This is a genomic window from Microcystis sp. LE18-22.4A (genome assembly GCF_027531105.1).
GTDB lineage: Bacteria > Cyanobacteriota > Cyanobacteriia > Cyanobacteriales > Microcystaceae > Microcystis > Microcystis aeruginosa.
In genome coordinates, this window is record NZ_JAPZRB010000032.1 from 18,312 (window position 1) to 38,813 (window position 20,502).

Annotated in this window: 18 protein-coding genes; 12 read left to right on the forward strand and 6 right to left on the reverse strand. The window is 41.2% G+C overall.

Annotation, left to right across the window (positions count from 1 at the left end; translation table 11 throughout):
* Positions 1 to 348: 348 nt before the first annotated feature.
* Positions 349 to 2,259, forward strand: a complete 1,911-nt coding sequence (dxs, locus tag O9295_RS01445; RefSeq protein ID WP_052276252.1) for a 1-deoxy-D-xylulose-5-phosphate synthase — start codon at positions 349 to 351, stop codon at positions 2,257 to 2,259.
* Positions 2,260 to 2,556: 297 nt separating this feature from the next.
* Here dxs and O9295_RS27650 read toward each other — a convergent pair whose 3' ends face one another.
* The 5 genes from O9295_RS27650 to O9295_RS01465 all read right to left on the reverse strand — a co-directional run bounded on the left by O9295_RS27650 (position 2,557) and on the right by O9295_RS01465 (position 6,806).
* The gene (locus O9295_RS27650) at positions 2,557 to 2,709 is read right to left on the reverse strand and encodes a type II toxin-antitoxin system VapB family antitoxin (protein WP_502846485.1); all 153 of its coding nucleotides are present in this window, start codon (positions 2,707 to 2,709) and stop codon (positions 2,557 to 2,559) included.
* A gap of 106 nt (positions 2,710 to 2,815) precedes the next feature.
* On the reverse strand, positions 2,816 to 3,229 hold the full coding sequence (vapC, locus tag O9295_RS01450; protein WP_079206164.1) for a type II toxin-antitoxin system VapC family toxin: 414 nt from the start codon (positions 3,227 to 3,229) through the stop codon (positions 2,816 to 2,818).
* Positions 3,226 to 3,420 (reverse strand): type II toxin-antitoxin system VapB family antitoxin, encoded by a 195-nt coding sequence (locus O9295_RS01455; protein ID WP_079206163.1) that lies wholly within the window; start codon positions 3,418 to 3,420, stop codon positions 3,226 to 3,228. Before O9295_RS01455 ends, vapC begins: the two co-directional genes overlap by 4 nt.
* A gap of 394 nt (positions 3,421 to 3,814) precedes the next feature.
* Entirely contained in the window at positions 3,815 to 5,785 is a 1,971-nt protein-coding gene (locus tag O9295_RS01460) for a protein kinase domain-containing protein (protein WP_288031118.1), read from the reverse strand.
* 394 nt (positions 5,786 to 6,179) lie between these two features.
* The gene (locus O9295_RS01465; RefSeq protein WP_147069121.1) at positions 6,180 to 6,806 is read right to left on the reverse strand and encodes a TetR/AcrR family transcriptional regulator; all 627 of its coding nucleotides are present in this window, start codon (positions 6,804 to 6,806) and stop codon (positions 6,180 to 6,182) included.
* Between the two features lie 534 nt (positions 6,807 to 7,340).
* On the opposite strand from O9295_RS01465, the gene O9295_RS01470 reads away from it, so the two are divergent.
* The 11 genes from O9295_RS01470 (at position 7,341) to O9295_RS01520 (ending at position 17,675) form a co-directional block, all read left to right on the forward strand.
* On the forward strand, positions 7,341 to 8,849 hold the full coding sequence (locus O9295_RS01470) for a hypothetical protein (RefSeq protein ID WP_288031119.1): 1,509 nt from the start codon (positions 7,341 to 7,343) through the stop codon (positions 8,847 to 8,849).
* A 365-nt stretch (positions 8,850 to 9,214) separates the two neighbouring features.
* The gene (locus tag O9295_RS01475; RefSeq protein ID WP_288031121.1) at positions 9,215 to 9,613 is read left to right on the forward strand and encodes a DUF433 domain-containing protein; all 399 of its coding nucleotides are present in this window, start codon (positions 9,215 to 9,217) and stop codon (positions 9,611 to 9,613) included.
* Between the two features lie 59 nt (positions 9,614 to 9,672).
* Positions 9,673 to 10,431 carry a Uma2 family endonuclease gene (locus O9295_RS01480; protein WP_288031123.1) on the forward strand — a complete coding sequence of 253 codons (759 nt, stop codon included), beginning with the start codon at positions 9,673 to 9,675 and terminating at the stop codon, positions 10,429 to 10,431.
* Positions 10,432 to 10,795: 364 nt separating this feature from the next.
* Positions 10,796 to 11,461, forward strand: a complete 666-nt coding sequence (locus O9295_RS01485) for an O-methyltransferase (protein WP_288031125.1) — start codon at positions 10,796 to 10,798, stop codon at positions 11,459 to 11,461.
* Positions 11,462 to 11,701: 240 nt separating this feature from the next.
* Positions 11,702 to 12,715: a glycosyltransferase family 2 protein gene (locus O9295_RS01490; RefSeq protein WP_288031127.1), complete on the forward strand. Its 1,014-nt coding sequence runs from the start codon at positions 11,702 to 11,704 to the stop codon at positions 12,713 to 12,715.
* Entirely contained in the window at positions 12,699 to 13,529 is an 831-nt protein-coding gene (locus O9295_RS01495) for a glycosyltransferase family 2 protein (protein WP_288031129.1), read from the forward strand. The genes O9295_RS01490 and O9295_RS01495 overlap by 17 nt, the downstream gene beginning before the upstream one ends.
* Positions 13,530 to 13,943: 414 nt before the next feature.
* The gene (locus O9295_RS01500; RefSeq protein WP_288031132.1) at positions 13,944 to 14,402 is read left to right on the forward strand and encodes a hypothetical protein; all 459 of its coding nucleotides are present in this window, start codon (positions 13,944 to 13,946) and stop codon (positions 14,400 to 14,402) included.
* A 24-nt stretch (positions 14,403 to 14,426) separates the two neighbouring features.
* Entirely contained in the window at positions 14,427 to 14,807 is a 381-nt protein-coding gene (locus O9295_RS01505) for a hypothetical protein (RefSeq protein ID WP_288031135.1), read from the forward strand.
* Between the two features lie 57 nt (positions 14,808 to 14,864).
* Positions 14,865 to 15,674 carry a 2OG-Fe(II) oxygenase gene (locus tag O9295_RS01510; protein WP_288031137.1) on the forward strand — a complete coding sequence of 270 codons (810 nt, stop codon included), beginning with the start codon at positions 14,865 to 14,867 and terminating at the stop codon, positions 15,672 to 15,674.
* Positions 15,675 to 15,894: 220 nt separating this feature from the next.
* Positions 15,895 to 16,674 (forward strand): glycosyltransferase, encoded by a 780-nt coding sequence (locus O9295_RS01515; RefSeq protein ID WP_288031139.1) that lies wholly within the window; start codon positions 15,895 to 15,897, stop codon positions 16,672 to 16,674.
* A gap of 20 nt (positions 16,675 to 16,694) precedes the next feature.
* Entirely contained in the window at positions 16,695 to 17,675 is a 981-nt protein-coding gene (locus O9295_RS01520) for an NAD-dependent epimerase/dehydratase family protein (RefSeq protein ID WP_288031141.1), read from the forward strand.
* A 23-nt stretch (positions 17,676 to 17,698) separates the two neighbouring features.
* Here the strand turns inward: O9295_RS01520 and O9295_RS01525 are convergent, their stop codons facing one another.
* On the reverse strand, positions 17,699 to 20,407 hold the full coding sequence (locus O9295_RS01525) for a bifunctional acetate--CoA ligase family protein/GNAT family N-acetyltransferase (protein ID WP_288031143.1): 2,709 nt from the start codon (positions 20,405 to 20,407) through the stop codon (positions 17,699 to 17,701).
* Positions 20,408 to 20,502 lie beyond the last annotated feature (95 nt).

Sequence of the window (20,502 nt, forward strand, 5' to 3'; positions counted from 1 at the left end):
AAAAAGTACCGGATATGGGAGTGATCGGGGGGAAAATTCTGGGACTTTTTCCCTGAAAATTAGGTAATTGACCTTGGCGGTTCGACAAGCGGTTCGGCTGATCTCACCGTCGAAGCCTTACCATCCACTCGACTGAGCGTTCGACTGAGCGTTCGACAAAAGCTCACGCCGAAGTCTTCGCCGAACGTCCTGAAAATCGGTAAAACCCTACACCCCACACCCCACACCCCACACCCTGCCCCCACGAGAAACTTTTTCAGCAGACCCTAGCCTAGATTTTCCCTCATCTCAGGCTGAAAATCCTATACAGTTGGTATAGGGATAAACTACTTTGAAAAAGAAGCCGATATGCACCTAAGTGAAATTACTCATCCCAACCAGTTACATGGTTTATCACTCCGTCAATTAGAAGATATTGCCCGTCAGATTCGCGAAAAACACCTCCAGACGATCGCCGCTACCGGTGGACATTTGGGACCGGGGTTAGGAGTCGTAGAACTAACGATCGCCCTTTACCAGACCCTCGATCTCGATCGAGATAAAGTCCTTTGGGACGTGGGACACCAAGCTTATCCGCACAAACTCCTCACCGGTCGCTATAACGATTTTCACACCCTGCGCCAAAAAAACGGCGTTGCGGGCTATCTAAAACGTTGCGAGAGCAAATTTGACCATTTTGGGGCTGGACACGCCTCTACGAGCATTTCTGCGGGGTTAGGAATGGCTTTAGCCCGGGATGCCAAGGGGGAAGATTTCAAGGTGGTATCGATCATCGGGGATGGCGCTTTAACCGGGGGTATGGCCCTAGAGGCGATTAACCATGCTGGACATTTACCGAACACCAACATCATGGTTATCCTCAACGATAACGAGATGTCCATTTCCCCCAACGTCGGGGCAATTTCCCGCTATCTCAATAAAGTTCGTTTGAGCGAACCCGTCCAGTTTATCGCCGATAATCTCGAAGAACAATTGAAACATCTACCCTTCTTCGGTGACTCCCTCACTCCGGAAATGGAACGAGTCAAAGAAGGAATGAAACGGTTAGCAGTTCCCAAAGTCGGCGCTGTCATTGAGGAATTGGGCTTTAAATATTTTGGCCCGATTGATGGTCATAATATTCCCGAATTAATCGCCACTTTTAAACAGGCCCATAAGGTCCACGGACCGGTTTTCGTCCACGTTGCCACCGTTAAAGGCAAAGGCTACGAATGGGCCGAAAAAGATCAAGTGGGTTATCATGCCCAAAATCCCTTTAATTTAGCCACGGGTAAACCGATTCCCTCCAGTAAACCGAAACCCCCCGCTTATTCTAAAGTTTTCGGGCATACTCTCACTAAATTAGCGGAAAATGACCCGCGCATTATCGGTATCACCGCCGCCATGGCTACTGGGACGGGATTAGACAAATTTCAAGCAAAACTGCCGAAACAGTACATCGATGTGGGAATTGCCGAACAACACGCTGTTACTCTCGCTGGTGGTCTTGCTTGCGAAGGAATGCGCCCGGTTGTCACTATTTACTCTACTTTCCTGCAGCGGGCTTTTGATCAGATTATTCATGATATCTGCATTCAAAATCTACCGGTTTTCTTCTGCATGGACCGGGCCGGTATTGTCGGGGCCGATGGACCGACCCACCAAGGGATGTACGATATCGCCTATCTGCGTTGTATCCCCAATATGACCATTATGGCCCCCAAAGATGAGGCAGAACTGCAAAGAATGGTGGTGACGGGGATTAATCATACCAGCGGCCCCATTGCCATGCGTTACCCCCGGGGCAACGGTTTAGGGGTTCCCCTGATGGAAGAGGGTTGGGAAGCTTTACCCATCGGTAAGGGCGAAATTCTCCGCAGTGGCGATGATATTCTCCTGTTGGGATACGGCACGATGGTCAACACTTCCCTACAGGTGGCCGAAATCCTCAGCGAACACGGCATCGAAGCCACAGTGGTTAATGCTCGTTTTGTCAAGCCCCTTGATACAGAACTTATCTTTCCCCTTGCCCAACGTCTTGGTAAAGTGGTGACTTTAGAAGAAGGTTGTTTGATGGGTGGTTTTGGTTCTGCGGTTTTGGAAGCTTTACAGGATGCTAATATTCTAGTTCCGGTCAAGCGTTTCGGGGTTCCCGATAAATTAGTGGACCACGCAACACCAGAGGAATCCTTCGCTGATTTGGGTTTAACCAGTCCCCAGATTGCCGAACAGGTTTTAGCGGCATTTTTTAGCCAAAAACAAACCGCTAACGTCGGTTAAAATCTCAAGATTAGCTTGGCCAGTTTTCCCGAAAAATTAGGGAAGACTGGTTTTTTTGGTCTAGATAGTTAATGAAGACTGCCGGCAATAAATAGGGTTTGCGGCAAAAAGTACGGGCGAAGCATTCGGGCAATAACCTATCGGTGAAACCGTAGATTTTCTATCCGAATGCTTCGCCCCTACAGGACGCGGGCCGATGAAGACCCAAGGTTTTGAACGAAGATTCTCTCAAAATATTACACCTGTGGGAGCAAGAAAAGCCACAAAACCCTTACCATGCCTACATTTCACATTTATTCAGCAAGCCCTAAATAGTGAGGGGAACGAACCACAGAGACACAAAGGACACAGAGATCGATCACTACTATAGAAGTTAAATTTATCACACAAAGAATAAGAGAGTCCAGTAGCTTTAAGAGCATCAGCCAGAGGATATTCTAGCGGCGTTATTGTTTGCCACTCGATTAACTCAGGTAAAAAGCATCTACCAAATTGCACCATGAAGTTTTTAGTCGATTTACTCAACATTCCTTAATAGAAATGAGTCGCAACTCAATCATCGTTCATCATTAGTAGTAGGACAAGCTGAAATTAGCTTTAAGTGCTTCACGAAAGGAATAAAATCTTTATCTGAAAAAAGGAGCGGAAGATTATTTTCAATACAAAAGGAGGCAATAATAACATCAGCAGTTTTTCTAATAGTTATCCCCTTCTTGCGTAACTGGCGATAATTGTCCGCGCTTTTCAATGCCATTCTCAAACCTAGTAAATCATAAATAGTCAATGAAGTTAGTAAGCGATAGGCTATTTGATAATCCTTATCACTCCTAAAACCTTGGAGAACTTCGGTGAGAATAATATCACCAATAGCTATCGGCTCAACTCCCAGCAATAAATCAAGTTCTGTTGTTTCCGTAGTATTATAACCATTGAAATAATCAATCCAAACACTGGAATCCACAAGAATCATTGATTGTGCCTCATTTCCTCAAGGTTTCCTTCCCATTTAAGCTTACCTTTAAAGGCTTTAATTTTCTCCTGTTGTTTGAGCCGAATCAAAGTCTTAAGACCCAATTCAACAGCTTCTTGTTTAGTCTTTAAACCAGTAGCTTTAAGAGCATCAGCCATGAGTTGGTCATCAATGATAATGTTAGTCATCATCCTATCCCTAGTTGTGTATAGTAGATTGTTAATATACACATTATATAGGGTTTGCTGAATAAATGTGAGATGTAAGCAAGGTAGAGATTTTGTGGCTTTTCTCGCTCCCACAGGTGCAAGATTGTGAGAGAATCGTCGTTCAAAATCTTGCGTCTTTATCGGCCCGCGTCCTGTAGGGGCGAAGCATTCGGACAATAACCTATCGGTGAAACTGTAGATTTTCTATCCGAATGCTTCGCCCGTACTTTTTGCCGCATACCCTATTTAGGAGAAAACTGCTCGATTCAATAATTTGAGCCAAAACCCAATATTTTTAAAGACATCGGTGCAGTTTCCCGCAAGTATCGCTCATTTTTGATAGACAAAAATTATTGCCGTCACCCCAAACACAAGTTTACTGTCCCACCCGCCAAATTTTGATAGTTTTGTCACCACTCCCACTAGCTAAATAGCGTCCATCAGGACTATATGCTACTGACTTAACCCAGTCAGAATGGCCAGTAAGGGTACGCAATTGTTTTCCCGTTGCTACCTCCCAAATTTTGATAGTATCGTCATCACCCCCACTAGCTAAATAGCGGCCATCGGGACTATATGCCACTGACCAAATACTACCAGAATGACCAGTAAGAGTACGCAATTGTTTTCCCGTTGCTACCTCCCAAATTTTGATAGTATTGTCCCAACTCCCACTGGCTAAATAGCGGCCATCGGGACTATATACTACTGACCAAACCCAGCCAGAATAACCAGCAAGAGTACGCAATTCTGTTCCCGTTACTACCTCCCAAACTTTGATAGTTTTGTCCCAACTCCCACTAGCTAAATAGCGGCCATCGGGACTATATACTACTGACCTAACCCTGTCAGAATGACCAGTAAGGGTACGCAATTCTTTTCCCTTTGCTACCTCCCAAATTTTGATAGTTTTGTCAGCACTCCCACTAGCTAAATAGCGGCCATCGGGACTATATACTACTGACAAAACCCCACTAGAATGACCAGTAAGAGTACGCAATTGTTTTCCCGTTGCTACCTCCCAAATTTTGATAGTTTTGTCAGCACTCCCACTAGCTAAATAGCGTCCATCGGGAGTATATGCTACTGACTTAACCCAGTCAGAATGACCAGTAAGGGTTTTATAAAGAGATGGATTATCTACTAAACCAGAAATCAAAAATTGAGGAGTTACAGGAAATCTTTTATATTTTAAATAACCGTAAACTTGCGTTATTCCTATCCCTAATAACAAAACTCCACCAAGAGCTATCATTCTGTTTCTCAGATTATTATTTTTAACCGGTTGTGCTGGTGTTTTTTTGGGTACAGCTACGGGTGAAACCGGCGGAGAAGGATTAATCTTAGGAATAACTGGCGGTTGTTTTTGAGTTACAACAGGCTGCGGATTTGGTGGTGGAGATGTTATAGTAGGAGTTATAGGAGGTAACTTTAATTGCCGTTCAATCTCATCCAAACGTTGTAAAATAACCCTAGTATTAGCCGGTCTATTCCTGGGTAATCTCCCCATCAACTCGTCAATAAAATCCAACAATAACGGGTGAATATTTTCCGTTTCTTCTCGCCAAGCTAAAACATCATTAACCGCATCATAAATTTCTAAGGGATGTTTTCCAGTTAATAAATGTACAAAAGTTCGTCCTAAAGCATAAAAATCTGATTGAATCACCGCTTGGCTATGTTGTTGTTCATTCGGTGTATATCCGACCGAGGTAATACCTGTCACCTGTTGACCTTTGACCTTTTGATGATAGGTTTGGGTTTCTTCCCTTGCTGTGCCAAAATCAATTAACACCAACTCGCCACTATTCCGCAGCATGATATTAGGGGGTTTAATATCTCGATGCAGCCAATTCTGTTGATGAATTTTATCGAGAATTAAAGTGATTTCTCTCAGCCATTTTAAGGCTCGTTTTTGACTTAATTTATCATACTGCTTTAGCCACTGTTCTAAATTAATCCCCTCCACTTTTTCCATAACTAAACAGTGTAATATTTTCCCCTCCCTTGTGGAATATTGAAAATAGGCATCTGCGCGAGGAACACCGGTGACATTTTGACGACTCAACTCTAATAAAACGTCATATTCCCGTTTAAATAATTCCACTGCCTTCGGTTCATTATTCCATTTTTCTTGTAATACCTTAAGGATTTTGGGTGTAAAACCTTCAAAAGCTTCATAAACAACCCCAAAACCAGTCGTATCACTCAATAACCGACTTACTCTATATTGACCATTTAACAACAACTCAGAGCCGCAACTTTGACAGTAACGAGTATTCGAGTTATTATTACTCGGATGCTCCGGTTGAGAACAATCGGGATTAATGCAGTAACAGGGTTTCATCTCGGCTATCAGTTATTTTATTGAGTGAATAATTGCAAGTTTTCCCTTACCTGTCTTTGAAGGCATTTTATCATAAGTAAGCTAAAACGCATTTTAACCGCCTATCCTTAGATTAGCTGTCTCGGAGTCTCGGAGTCTCGACTAGGAAATTAATTTTGCACGACTACTTAAGGCTTGCTGAATAATGGTAAAACCCTTTTAAAATAAGGCTTTTGACCTGTTAAAATCCGATGTTAGTGCAAGAATATAGGATTGAGACCTTCAAAAACCTTGCATTATTATTTGTGCAGTACATAAACTGGTACAAAGAAAGAGGGCAACAAAGCCTGAAACTCCTGACGACCGGCTCCTGACTCCTGACTCCTACCCCCACGAAAAACTTTTTCAGCAAACCCTACTTAACTAACACTCCATTTAGAAAAATTTCGGCAATACCTTCGGCCATTTCTTGTAAAGCTAAGGGGGAAGCATTACTATCTAAAATAGTTTCACTGGAAAAACCGGCAATTGCGAACATTCCTAGAAAAACCTGGGCGACAATTTTCGGATTCATGGGACGATAGACACCACGATCGATCGCTGTTTGAAAAAAAGCCTCGGCCACATCGGTCATTTTAGCAATTACTTCCGATTGAATTCGCTCTTTTAATTCGGGGTGAAATTGCGCCTCTATAAAACAAACTCGCAATAAATCGCTATTTTCTCGCATTCTCAACACCCTACGTCGCATCACCTGCGCTACCGCTTTATAACTGCCCATTTCGCTCAATTCCGTCAGCAAGTCCGTGAGAATATCCACCCATCCCCTAGTGGCCACTTCGATTAAAATCGCCTTTTTGTTGGGAAAATAACGAAATAAAGTTCCTTCTGCCACATTTGCGCTTCCTGCTAGGTCTTTGGTCGTGGTTCCTTCATAACCCTTAGCGGCAAATAAACGTAAAGCGGCCTGTAGAATACGACTACGGATATCTTCTTCCCCAGAATTGGTCTCAGCTAGGGAACGTCGAAAAAGACTTTGCATAATTATTGACAGCTAGAACGGGATAGAGCCATTGTCATCGATCAAGTCAGGTGTTTGCTCAAATGCTTCATAAAATTTTGAGTAATTGGGGTAACTTGGCCTTTAACAACGAGCGCACGAGCTTGACAATGGGCTAAGTTCTCGGCCAAGATAACCGAAAGATTTTCATTCTCCCAGATAAAGCCTAGTTCTAGACCCAAATCCTAGGGCAAAACGTTGACACTTGCTCCCGTATCAATCAAACCTTACTCCAGACTGCTGAAAAACATCGTCAGTGCCGGGCTGTAACCAGTATTTTCCACCATTTTTTACTGTCTCTAAACTATTATGGAAAACTACAGGCCGCATCCCCCTTAGGCATGAGTATAATTACTCATTGACGAAGTTGTGAGAAAATAGAAAGAAATACAAGGAAAAAAGCCATGCTAGGGATACCCCTGCAAGAAAAAGCCCAACTAGAGAAATATCTCCTGGAAACCGCCAAAATTATCTGAAAATATACCGAACCAGAAAAGCTCAACCACTTCGAGAATAATGAAAAACTTTCTAGACTCAACCAACCGCGGGGAAAAAAATAATTTCCTCATCCCCCTTGCCTATACCCTAGGAATAGCCATCCCCTTTATTTTAGTCTATTTTCTCCCCATTTACCACGTTACCGATACTTTCCTCTTTAGTAGATGGGGGGATTGTCTCGCAGCAGGTAAAACATACATGGATTGTCCTCCCAAAGTCCCTTACTATCCTAGTATAGGTGTACTGGCAAGCAGCGGAGTAATTGCGGCGATAAAATCCCTATTGGGAATTAGCGAAAAAACCGAAGCTATCTACTACTTCCGTTTTTACCTAGCGTTTGTTGACGCTCTCAATTTTCTCCTTCTTACCTACCTAGCAAGAATCTTAAAATTCAAACGCCCCGTAATCATCGGTTTCAGCATCACCCTAGTGCTATTTCTCTGGGCGGCAGGTTCTCTCTGGGGACAGATTGACAACGTAGGCTTATTCTTTTGCCTCCTGGCTACGATTGCTTTCTTCCAATCTTGGAGTGAGAAAAACACCCTCCTCAAAAATATCCTCTGGCTTCTCCTCGGGATGTTTAGTTTAGTCCTATTCATTCTCACTAAACAATCCTTTATTTTTTCCCTACCCTTTTTTGCCCTAGTTATCCTGACCACAGGTTACAAATTCCAGCAAAGATACCAGACTAAAGGCTTAATCTGGCTGGGAGCAACTCTACTTTTAAGCATCGGATTTTTCCTCTACCTAGATAGCTTATTTGCAGTTCCCCTCAGACTGATTCAGTCTAGTTTCCTCTTTGCCTTAAAATCTGCTAGTGCTCACGCCGACAAAATCTCAGGAAATGGCTTTAATATCTGGATATTTCTCGGTTTAGAACCCCGCGCTTCCTCCCGAGTACCTTTTATGGATTTGCAACTAGGTAGCTGGAAAAAAGGTATCAGTCCTTACCAAGCAGGGCTTTTGCTCTATGCTGGTTTCATGGGTTTTCTTATCTGTACAGGTTTAATCAAGATTTGGCAAATTCTCGCCACCAAAACCGAGGCGATTAGCCCTAAATATAATCCTACCTATTTAATGACACTTCTGTGCCTTTTCCATGGACTAAGTTACCTAGGTTTTAATATTCTTCTCAGTGGTACTCATCAGCGCTATCTCTATATAGGTTATCCTTTTATCCTGATGAGTATTATCTGGCTCTACTATCAGGATTTCCTAGTATCCAGACGCGCCCTACTGGCCTCTTTATTTGCTGCTTTTGCCTACGCTTGTTTTCTTTATTCCCAAGTCTCTAATGCTTATGTGGTACAAGCACAACAGTATTTAGATTTTCAACAACCGCCGAATGTTCCCTTATTACCCAAGTTCTTCTTTATCTTTGAAAGACATCAGTTTATAGGTGCTGTTCATCTGTTCTTGCTAGTCTTCCTAGTAGATATTTGGCAACAGCTAAGTAAAAGACAGATTATGCTTCCTAGTTCAGATAATATAGTCATTTCAAATAAGTATGATGCAAGGGAAAAATAGGATAACTAAAGCCGCCGCTCTATTTAAGATAGTTGCAGCAACAATATATAGGGCTGGCTGAATAATGGTAAAACCCTTGTTGGTTAAGACTTTTAGAGTTTTTGTAAATCAAAAAGTACCAGATATGGGAGTGATCGGGGGGAAAATTCCGGGACTTTTTCCCTGAAAATTAGGTAATTGACCCCTTCAAAATCGGTAAAACCCTACACCCCACACCCCACACCCCACACCCTGCCCCCAAGAAAAACTTTTTCAGCAAACCCTAAATAGACATCTCCAAAAATCTATACCCCAGTCCTAGCAATGGTATTCCTACTCGGTAATGCGATTTCTTATCCTTTTAGCTAAACAGCAACATTACTCCTATGAAATTAGCCTCTATCCCAACAAAGCAGTACATCGAGCAACGAGACGAAGAATATTGGATTGAAGGAACTCGTATCTCCCTTGATTCAGTTGTCTATTCTTTCTTGAACGGAGAATCGCCCGAAAGCATTGCCCAAAATTTTCCACTCCTTTCCCTCGAACAGGTTTATGGCGCGATCGCTTTCTATCTGGCCAATCGAGAGCTTGTGGATGCCTATCTGAAAAAGGGTGAAGCCGAGTTTCAGCAACTACAACAGTCTTGTAGAGAAAAGAGTCCTTTGCTGTACCAAAAATTGAAGGCAGCTCAAGCCTATAATATGTGCTTAAAAAACTCTAATTTCCTAGAAGAAGGCTATAATTACCATAACATTTTGCCCCGTCTCAATTCTAGCCCCTAGATATTTTCCCCTAGCATTGGGGAAAAAGCTCCTTAAGTCTCATCACCAGCGTGACTCCGATGACTTCAACTATTTCCCCTTCTCGACTTTCACTGCCTACCCAAGATGAATTGCCCTGCGATGACGGCGTTCCCATGGAAACCCAACGACATAAACTCCAGATGGATATACTCATAGATGCCTTGTTACCCTGGTTAGCTGCTAGGGAAGATGGCTATGTAGGCGGCAATATGTTCGTTTATTTCAGTGCCGCACAGTTAAAAAGCGAGGACTTTCGCGGTCCCGATTTCTTTGCTGTCCTGGGGGTTCCTAAAAGGGAAAGAAAAAGTTGGGTGGTTTGGCAAGAAGGGAAAGCTCCCGACGTGGTTATCGAACTCCTTTCCGAAAGTACTGCCCCACAGGATAAAACTGAAAAGAAAGCCATCTATCAAGACCGTTTGCGAGTGCCAGAATATTTCTGGTACGATCCCTTCAATCCTGAAGACTGGGCGGGTTTTATTCTCAGAGACGGCAACTACGAGCCATTATCTCTAGAGACGGGAGAAAGATTTTTCAGTCAAAGGCTAGGGTTGGCTTTGGTACGTTGGCAAGGGGAGTATAAGGGAGTTGAGGCAGTTTGGCTGCGTTGGGCGACTTTTGCCGGCGATTTACTGCCCACGGAGTCAGAGCTAACTGAACAGGAAAGAATGCGGGCCCAACAGGAAAGAATGCGGGCTGAACAAGAAAGAATGCGGGCCCAACAGGAAAGAATGCGGGCTGAGGATTTAGAAGCATTGCTTCAACGCTATCGAGAGCGTTTTGGAGATTTGCCAGAATAAATCTAGATATTGACTGGCTAAAGTACAATAACTCTCCAGAAAGCTAATAGGATAGGAATATCAAGCATGGACGACCAATAACCTTAGAAAACTCTTGTTCGCTTTCCGGTATTAGCTGATTAAAAATTTTCTTTACAAAAAGTTTATCATCAGGTATAATCTAGCAAATTATGCCCATTGAATCCGGTCTTGAACTGGTCGGTTAATTAAATTGCCCATTATGGGTGACAGGCTGCCGCAGCAGTATTTTGTCAAGATTTAATAGGAAACAACCAGCTAGTAATAGTTTGATCAAGGATACCAGTTCCCAGTTGGCTTTGACGACAAAACATGACAGTAAATATTAGTAGTGTAAAGGTTGACAATGTTGAAAAAATTACTTAACCGTATGCAAACCGAACAGGGTAGAAAAAATATTAAATTTGCTCTAGCCAGACAAATATTCAATCCCCTCTTAAGAAATATTGGCTACACCCTAATTACTGACCATTTTTATCAGCCCATACCCAACCGTCAGGAAATTATGACATACGCGGGCAAAGAAAGGCCTCTTAGCTCAATTGAATGGCATCTAGACAAGCAAACTGAACTGGTTAAGTATTTACTAGAAAAATATGCTTTAGAATTTAACAATAAAGAAATTTTTTCAGCGTTTGGTTATTCCGAAGATGGTTCTGGTCTCATTAGTGGCGATGCAGAAGTCCTCTATGCTATGGTCAGAGAAAAAAAACCTGATCGGGTAATTGAAATTGGCTCGGGTGGTAGCACTAAAATTATCGCCGCAGCTTTAAAAATGAATTTTAGAGAAAATTCCCAAAAATCACAACTGATCTCGATCGAGCCTTATCCTCAAGATTTTTTAAAAGACTTTGCTAATGTTAGTAAAGATTTTCTAGAATTTAGTTTGCTTACCCAGAAAGTAGAATCCGTAGATTTGTCCGTTTTTGAATCCCTGCAAGCCAATGATATTCTGTTTGTAGAACAATTACTAAGAAGCAATGGCTGTGGCGCTGGCTGCCAATTCAATTGACGAGTTTATTGATGAGTTTGTCGATCACCTCTTTCTACCATCCTTGACAGAGGTGTTGGAGTGAGTTACAATCCGGCTCTTCTGGTTTCTGTGTGGAAACGAGGTCTATACTGAGAGTTTTTTCGGCAAAATAGTCCTAAAAGTCTTGCCCAATAAGCACTTCACGATTCCATAAGTAAAAATTATCACACAAAGTCGAGAAGAACCACAATCCCCGAAAGCTGCTGCTAAATCACAATTATGACGCTTCCCCCAGTCAATCAAGACAAAGACGCAATTACGCTAGACCCCAATTTTTCTACTACTCGCCTGGTGACGCAGGAGAAACCAGTCATAACTAACGATCCCTCGTCAAAAGTCCAGTCCGTCCTATTTCTACCTCCTAATCCAGAACGAAGAGGAGAAGGTGGATTGAGAACTAAGGGATATTTCAAAAAGTCTTATGATGAAGAGAGTGATTTGTCTGGCAATTTACTGGTTCCTCTAGTTACTATTATAACTGTAGTTTTTAATAGCGAGAAGTATTTAGAGCAGACAATTCAGAGTGTGATTAATCAGGCTTATGATAATGTTGAGTATATTGTTATAGATGGTGGTTCTACGGATGGGACAGTTGATATTATTCGTAAGTATGAAAACCAGATTGATTATTGGGTGAGTGAGCCTGATGGAGGCATTTACGATGCGATGAACAAAGGTATAGTCTTGAGTAGAGGACAAATTGTCGGACTGATTAATTCTGGAGATGGTTATATTGATGGTGCTATTTCTTCCATTATTAAGGTTCATTTAAATCATCCATCAAGTATTCTCACGGGTAATTGCAAAGCTATCCTTAGCGAGCCATCGAAGTGGATAATTGCATCTGGAAGATTTGAGATGCTTCCTTACAGAATGATTCCCCATAGTTCTGTGTTTGTTCCTTTATCAGTATATGAGAGACAGGGAATGTTTGATACTTCTTTTAAAATAGCTGGTGACTACGATTTTTTGGGGCGTTGCTACAGTAGGGGTATTACCTTTGTTACAATTGATGAGATTTTATCTGTTGCCAGTCCTAGAGGGGTTTCTGGAGATTATTACTTAGCTAACCTAGAGTTTACTAGAGTTCGCTTGCGCCATCAGTTATTGCCTAAGTTTTACTCCTTCTTACTAACTTTGCGTTCGTTCTGTACAATTACAGGGCATAAAGCTTTAGAACATTTAGGACTATGGTATTTAATTGAGGCTAAGAGACATGGAAGCATCCGTTAGTGTAATTATTCCCTGCTATCGTTGCTCAAATACAATTGAGAGAGCAGTCGATTCTGTAGCCAAACAAACCCTCCGTCCCGCCGAGGTTATTCTGGTTGAAGATGGCAGCGGTGATGGTACATTGGAGAAGTTGAAAGAACTACAGCAGCAGTATGGTAAAGAGTGGATTAAGGTTGTTGCTTTAGAGTCTAACTCTGGTCCGTCTATTGCACGTAATACTGGTTGGAATTTAGCATCTCAGGATTTTATTGCTTTTTTAGATGCAGATGAATCATGGCATCCTGAAAAAATTGCTATTCAATACTCTTGGATGATTGCTAATCCTCAAGTTTGTTTATCTGGACATGGTAGTTACTTAGTCTTACCTCAATATAATCACCTAGATAAATTAACACAACTAAGGTTTGATTTAATTGGTAAGCAAGAAGTTTTAACTTTCAATCCATTTGACACATCCTCTGTTATGTTAAAACGAAATATGAGTAACAGATTTGCACCTCAAATAAAGTATGCAGAAGATCATTTTTTGTGGATGGAAATTTACCTTGACAACCAGAGCGAGTCTAGTATGTATAGACTAAATGTTTGTACGACTCATATCGTAAAATATTCTAGCGGACTTAGTAGTAATAAATTGGCAATGAGAATTGGAGGCATCAAGAATTATTGGTATTTATGGCTAAACAAGAAAATTGATTTATCAACAATGATTTTTTATGTTCAATATACTTCTCTCAAAGCGGTTTTGTCAATTTTGTTTCCGAAATTACACTTGTTTTTTAAACAGAAGTTAGAGCTTTTTTTGTTTAATTAATAGTATCCTAACTAATTGTATTGGCTCTCCCAGGTTTGGTGGGTAAAATGTATTCTAAGATACATTTCTCCTAGCGAGGGAGTGGAACGAACCACAGAGACACAGAGGACACAAAGATCGATCCTATGTAAGTTAAACCGATCACACAGAACCTAGAAGAGCCTTGTATTTACAGGAGACAACTAATGTTGATGAATAGTGTGACTTAGACAAAAAACAAATCGAGCAAATCGATAAAAACCTAAATCCCAATCCCTGCTTGGGATTTACTTCGAGAAGCCCAAAATCACTGAAACCCAGATATAGTAATTCTAAATAATTTATTAATCACCTCTGTCCCCTCTATTTGACATTTGAAGTTTTGACATGGTAAAGTAAGTTGTAATACAGAGCAAAAAAACAGGAACAGAAATTATGTTTTGGACTAAGTTAAAACACTCCTATGTATGGAAAAGAATACTGTATGAAAGAGTGACAGAGCCGATTCACTTGAATCTATTCTCAATCTTGGTGTCTCTGTTTGGTTCATACAGAGCAAAAATTGATTTTGATTTAATATTGCGACAGCACAATGCCTACGGAATTTTAAGAGCGGCGGATGAAGCTAGGAAACTTGGTTTACAATCTGTGACGCTCATCGAGTTTGGTGTAGCGGCGGGTGCAGGGCTAATAAATATGTGCAAAATAGCTGAAAAAGTTTCATCGATTACAGGCATCGATTTTAATATTTATGGTTTCGATACAGGACTGGGAATGCCACCTCCCCAAGATTATAAAGATCATCCTGAACTATATCAGCAAGGCGATTTTCCGATGAATAGGGATCAACTTGTTAAACTTTTGCCAAAAAATGCAGAACTTATCATCGGGTAATTAAGTGAAACTATACCTAGTTTTATGAAAAAGCTTAATCCCGAATCTCCAGTCGGATATGTCGTGATTGATGTTGATTACTATTCTTCTGCCAAAGAAGCATTAATCTCCTTGAGTTATGACTCCAGCAACTATCTTCCTATCACCTTCTTATATTTTGATGATATACATGAAGACTATCATAATGATTGGTGCGGAGAACTCCTGGCAATTCAAGAGTTTAATAGTGAAAATGAAACCAGAAAAATATCGCCCTATAAATTTTTGAAAACAAAAAGGATTTTTAAAAATGCCTCTTGGCTAGATCATATTTACATTTTGCATGTTCTTGATCATACCATACGGCAAGATGTTAAGTCTTCAAGAAGTAAAGTAACGTTGGTTAATCCATACTTAAGCAACTGAAGAGTTGAGTATTGTTAAGCAAGTATTTTTTTATTCCAGAGGAGCAAACTAATGTTTATGAATAGAAAACAATTAGCCCAACTAATTATTCAAAAGCTAGAAGACAATCGGGAATCTTTGGCAAAAGAATTTGCAATGTCTGACCAGATAAGTAGCTGTGTTATTGACAATTTATTAGATGAGCAAATAGTTCAATTCATTTATGAAGCCTTTCCTCAAAAAGAAGAAATGAGTCAAAGAAATAGTATCAGAGAGCTTAAGTATGTGGCGGCTCAAATGAATCTATATAATCCTCTGCTTGAAGAAATTATTTATGCTTTTCAAGATACTAAAATTTTATCTCTGTTGAGTGAAATTACTGGAATCCCTCAATTATTACCTGATGAATATTTGTATGCTGGTGGAATTAGCTTGATGGATCGAGGGTGCTTCCTTAATCCTCACATAGATAATTCCCATGATAAAGACAGAAAGAATTACAGAGTTCTCAATTTACTGTATTATGTAACACCAGATTGGCAAGAGGGTTATGGAGGCAATTTAGAACTGTGGGACAATGGATTAAAATCTCCTCAGAGAACAATTTGGAGCAAATTTAACAGGCTAGTAATTATGAAGACGGACAAAAGTTCATATCATTCTGTTAATCCGGTTATATATAATGGTTCGAGATGTTGTGTATCCAACTATTATTTCTCTCCCGTATCACCCGAAAGTGAAGACTATTTTCATGTCACCTCTTTTCGAGGGCGACCCGAACAAAAACTTCGAGACTTGTGGCTACAAGCTGATATAGCTATTCGTAATAAGCTCCGTAAGGTTTTTCCTCAAGGGATTGTTAAACCTTGGCACAGGTACAAGAAGTAAATATATTATCCCTAATGTTTAACTTTATTGGTTCTTCCGAACTTGCGGGGAAAGATGTAAACAATAAAATCCCTGAAGTGTTTGCTGGGCAAGGATTGAGACATCTAAGAGACATCTAAAGGATCATTTGAGCAACTTTTGCTATGATCTAGTCATAGAAAGACTTCCAGCAATTTCTCCCATGGTAAGTTCGGTAAAATCACTTTATTACTCCAGAATTATGCAACTTACGGCCTCCCTTGTTCTTTACAAAAATGACCCAGAGATAGTTATTCAAGCAATTAAATCTCTGTTCGGCACACCTATAGAAATTAATTTATCCGTAGTAGATAATTCTCCCACCGATGAATTCAAAAAAATATTCGATAATTTTCAGGAATACGATATAGATTATTACTTCAATAATGGTAATAACGTTGGTTTTGGTCAAGGACATAACCTAGCTATTACTAGGGCTAAAAATTATGATTATCATTTAGTTATCAATCCAGATGTTTATTTTGATAATAATGTGATCACCGAACTTATTCACTACCTCGATAAGCATCAAGAGGTGGGATTGATTACTCCAAAAATATCTTACCCTAATGGGGACATCCAATACCTTTGTAAGCGTCAACCCACAGTTTTAACCTTATTTATTAGACGTTTTATACCAAAAAAAATGCAGTTTCTTTTCAAAAAGAGATTGGACTGGTATGAAATGCGAGATATCAGCTATAACCAGATAATAGAAGTACCGATTATTAGTGGTTGTTTTATGCTATTTAACAGAAAATATTTAGATGATATTGGCTACTTTGATAAAAATATGTTTATGTATTTTGAAGATTATGATTTGACCCTTAGAATGTCTAAAAAATATAAAACCATACTTTATCCCCATGTGAATATTTATCATCATTGGGCAAGAGGAGCGCACAACTCTACTAAACTGGCAATAGTCTTTGCTCAATCTGCCGTGTATTTTTTCAATAAACATGGTTGGAAACTTTACTAAACTTAATTGAATAATCAATAATGAAAAACGTTTTAGTTACAGGTTCTACCGGCTTTATTGCCAGCCACTTACTGCCAACTTTACACCAACATAACTACCAAATAACAGCTGCAATTCGCCAGAAATTTGAGTTTCCTGCATCCCTGTCAATTAAGGCTATTCAGGTGGGTGAAATTGATGATATGAGCGATTGGCAAGAAGCATTGCTAGGCATTGATACCGTTATTCATCTAGCAGGACGCGCTCATATCCTTCATGAGACTATATCCAATCCAGAAGCAGCATTTATAAAAGTTAACACTAAGGGGACTATTAACCTAGTTAAGCAGTCGCTAAAAGCGGGAGTTAAGCACTTTATTTTTGTCAGTTCTATTCATGCTATGGCTGCCGAAAGTGATAATATTCTTAACGAAAATTCTCCCTGTCACCCTGATAGTCCCTATGGTCGTAGTAAACTACAAGCGGAACAAGCTTTAATTAACCTTGCCAAAGATAGTAACATGACTTGGACAATTATTCGTCCTACTCTAGTTTACGGTCCTGGTAATCCGGGTAATATGGACCGCTTGATGAAACTAATTAAACGGGGATTACCCTTACCTTTTGGTGCAATAAAAAATCGTCGTAGTTTTGTCTTTGTGGGTAATTTGGTTGCTGCCATTATTACCTGTTTAGACCATCCTAATGCCGCTAATCAAATCTTTTTAATTAGCGATAACCAAGCTGTTTCTACTCCCCAATTAATTCGACTCATTGCTCAACAAATTCAACAACCCTGTCAATTGCTACCCGTCCCCACTACCTTACTTAGATTCTTAGGTTATCTGGGTGATAGCCTAGAATCCATAACAGGGAAAAATCTCCCTTTTAACACCTATAATATCGATCGCTTGCTTGGTTCTCTTGCCGTTGACTCTAGCTATATTCAAAAAACCCTGAATTGGCAACCTCCCTTTACTTTAGAGCAAGGATTAGCCCAAACAATTCAGCCAGAAAATTAGTGATCAGCTTATCAAAAAAGGCTTCATAATTCAAGTTCCACTTTGACAAAATCGGCAGTTTTATGAAGAGAAAACCCCACTTTAGCGGCTATCATCTGCATAGCGCGGTTATCCCTTAAAATTTCCCCTTCAATTCCCTCTAATCCTTCCTTTTTGCCAATAGTGACTAAACGCTGTAGTAATTCTGTACCAATACCTTGACCTTGATAGTCATCCCTAACTAATAGGTCAAATTCCGCCACATTAACGCCATGCAGTTTATTTAAGCGTCCTATAGCGATAATTTCTGGTTCTTCCGTCTGATCGTTATTAATCTCTACCACTAAGCTCATTACTCGATCGTAGTCGATAAAACAAATGCGCGTAAGACGATCATAAGCGGTTTGGCGATCGAGATTGACAAGGTGAAAATAACGATAATAAATAGTTTCTTCCGAGAGATAATGGTGAAATTGTCGCACTAAAGGCTCATCCGCTGCCCGAATCGGACGAATTAGCACCTTTAAGCCTCTTTTCGTCGTCCAAGGACCTATATAATGTTCAGGATAGGGACGAATCGCCGGATGAGATAACTTTTCTGGGGGTGTAGTTCGAGTATGAAGAAGGATAGAAGCGGAAAGGGCGATTAATTGCTCTGAATCGGCAAAAAAGGGATTAATATCGATAGTTTTAATGCGAGGTTGTTCACTGACTAGGTGACTAAATCTAACGATTATTTGCTCCAAATTCGCTAAATTAAGCGATTTAAGCCCATTTGTCCCGTGAAAAGCCCGATAAATCTTGGTTTTTTCTAAAAGTCGGCGAGCGAGATTAGTATTTAAAGGAGGTAGAGCGGTGGCGTAATCTTGAAAAATATCGACTAAACGGCCACCAGTACCAAAAATTATCACCGGTCCGCACTGATCATCGTAATTAGAGCCGATAATTAACTCATATCCTCGATCGATCTCTAACATCGGTTGAATACTCACCCCGAGAAAATGCTCCCGACCCACTTGTGCGCTAACATTAGCTTCGATCGCTTGATACGCTTGCACCACTGCCATAGAGGAAAAAAGCGGCAATTGTACCCCACCCACCGCGCTTTTATGGATAATCGTCCTCGAATGCAGTTTCATCACCACGGGATAACCGAGAGATTCAGCGAGATTAACTGCTTCTGCGGCACTTTCAGCAATTTTAGTGACAATAACAGGGATTCCATAAGCTTTCAGTATATCCAAAGACTCTGGCTCACTGAGAATTGTTCTATCCCCTGCTTGCTCGATAATCTGGCTCACTAAAACTCGATCGGAGCCATTTTCCTGAGAATTGGTTAAAATTGGCGTTTGATAAAGACCGCGCAGATTCTCTTCATATTTCCAGAGCAAATTAAACACCCGGGCCGCCGAATCGGGATAGCGATAGGTGGGGATACCCTGCTGATTTAATAACGCTACTCCCTCTGCAATGCCCTCTCCCCCCATCAAACTTGCTAAAATGGGTTTTGTGCTATTTTGAGCAATTGAAGCGATTCTATGGGCAATTTCTCGCAGATCGGTGTTAAAGCGAGGCGAGAGAATCATCAACACCGCATCGGTATGTGCATCCGCTAAAGCGATCTCTAGGGCGCGAGCGTAGCTATCGGGATCGCTGCCGCGACGCAGATCGATGGGATTTTGGGGGACAATATCCGCGGGAACAAGAGGAGCTAGTTTTTCGAGCGTTGCGGGGGTAAGGGTTGCCAGTTGTCCATCTTCCGCCAGTAAAGCCGAGGCCGCTAAAAGAGCGGGAGCAAAACCATTGCTGATGATTGTCAAGCGTTTTCCCCGGGGAAATCGGGGAATTTTCGCTAAAACTTGCGTGATATTCAAGAGATCGGCCAGTCTTTGTACTTCCACGATGCCACAACGAGCAAAGGCAGCGGAGAGAGTTAGCTGATCGCTGGTCAATTTGCCAGCATGGGAAAGAGAAGTGGGGTCAAAGTCGGTACTGTGGCGACTAATGGCGATAATTGGTTTATTTAGGGCAACTTCTCGGGCCGAGGACAGAAAAGAGCGGGCATTATTCAGGGATTCCAGGTAGATAACAATGCTTTTGGTGTGGGGATCGTCCCCCAAATAATAGAGTAATTCGCCCCAATCCACATCTAAAAGAACTCCGAGGGAGATAAAGTGACTAAAACCGACATTTTCGCTTAAACTCCAATCAAGCACGGCAGCAGCGATCGCCCCACTTTGACTAATCAGGGCAATTGAACCGTTTTTCGGCAGGATGGGGGAAAAGGTGGCGTTAAGATTTTGGCTGAGATTGCTGATTCCTGAGCTATGGGGACCGATGATGCGTAATTTTTGACCAGCGATCGCTTTAATTTCCCTGAGTAAATTTTCCCCCATCTGGCCGGTTTCCCGAAAACCCGTGGAGAGAATCAGGGCGCATTTAACCTGTTTTTCGACAGATTGGGCGATAATAGCGGGAATTTCGGGAGCGGGGGCGGTGATAATTACCAGATCGATCGCCGCCTGGATAGCTGGTAAACTGCTATAGCTGGGAAGATCGAGCCGGTTTTCGGGGTGAGGATTAACTAGATAAAGACGGTGCTGACCGGGATTATGATGGAGATTATTTAAAAGAGTGCGATCGAGTTGGGGATTTTGGCGATTAAATCCCACCACAGCGATGGTTTTTGGCTCAAAAAAGGCTCTTATGGTTTGATGTTCGCCACCGCGAGGATCTAAGATGGGATTTAACATAAGTAAGCTAGGAGGCATTTAAACTGGGTATTGTTAAGTGAGCTAAAAAAGCAGCTAACCCCTACTGTTCCAGTGTTCCGATGTTCCCCGATCGA

Coding starts and splice junctions, on each gene's coding strand:
- dxs (WP_052276252.1), top strand. CDS start 349: ATGCACCTAAGTGAAATTACTCATCCCAACCAGTTACATGGTTTATCA.
- vapC (WP_079206164.1), bottom strand. CDS start 3,229: ATGATTCTTGTGGATTCCAGTGTTTGGATTGATTATTTCAATGGTTAT.
- O9295_RS01455 (WP_079206163.1), bottom strand. CDS start 3,420: ATGATGACTAACATTATCATTGATGACCAACTCATGGCTGATGCTCTT.
- O9295_RS01460 (WP_288031118.1), bottom strand. CDS start 5,785: ATGAAACCCTGTTACTGCATTAATCCCGATTGTTCTCAACCGGAGCAT.
- O9295_RS01465 (WP_147069121.1), bottom strand. CDS start 6,806: ATGCAAAGTCTTTTTCGACGTTCCCTAGCTGAGACCAATTCTGGGGAA.
- O9295_RS01470 (WP_288031119.1), top strand. CDS start 7,341: ATGAAAAACTTTCTAGACTCAACCAACCGCGGGGAAAAAAATAATTTC.
- O9295_RS01475 (WP_288031121.1), top strand. CDS start 9,215: ATGAAATTAGCCTCTATCCCAACAAAGCAGTACATCGAGCAACGAGAC.
- O9295_RS01480 (WP_288031123.1), top strand. CDS start 9,673: ATGACTTCAACTATTTCCCCTTCTCGACTTTCACTGCCTACCCAAGAT.
- O9295_RS01485 (WP_288031125.1), top strand. CDS start 10,796: ATGTTGAAAAAATTACTTAACCGTATGCAAACCGAACAGGGTAGAAAA.
- O9295_RS01490 (WP_288031127.1), top strand. CDS start 11,702: ATGACGCTTCCCCCAGTCAATCAAGACAAAGACGCAATTACGCTAGAC.
- O9295_RS01495 (WP_288031129.1), top strand. CDS start 12,699: ATGGAAGCATCCGTTAGTGTAATTATTCCCTGCTATCGTTGCTCAAAT.
- O9295_RS01500 (WP_288031132.1), top strand. CDS start 13,944: ATGTTTTGGACTAAGTTAAAACACTCCTATGTATGGAAAAGAATACTG.
- O9295_RS01505 (WP_288031135.1), top strand. CDS start 14,427: ATGAAAAAGCTTAATCCCGAATCTCCAGTCGGATATGTCGTGATTGAT.
- O9295_RS01510 (WP_288031137.1), top strand. CDS start 14,865: ATGAATAGAAAACAATTAGCCCAACTAATTATTCAAAAGCTAGAAGAC.
- O9295_RS01515 (WP_288031139.1), top strand. CDS start 15,895: ATGCAACTTACGGCCTCCCTTGTTCTTTACAAAAATGACCCAGAGATA.
- O9295_RS01520 (WP_288031141.1), top strand. CDS start 16,695: ATGAAAAACGTTTTAGTTACAGGTTCTACCGGCTTTATTGCCAGCCAC.
- O9295_RS01525 (WP_288031143.1), bottom strand. CDS start 20,407: ATGTTAAATCCCATCTTAGATCCTCGCGGTGGCGAACATCAAACCATA.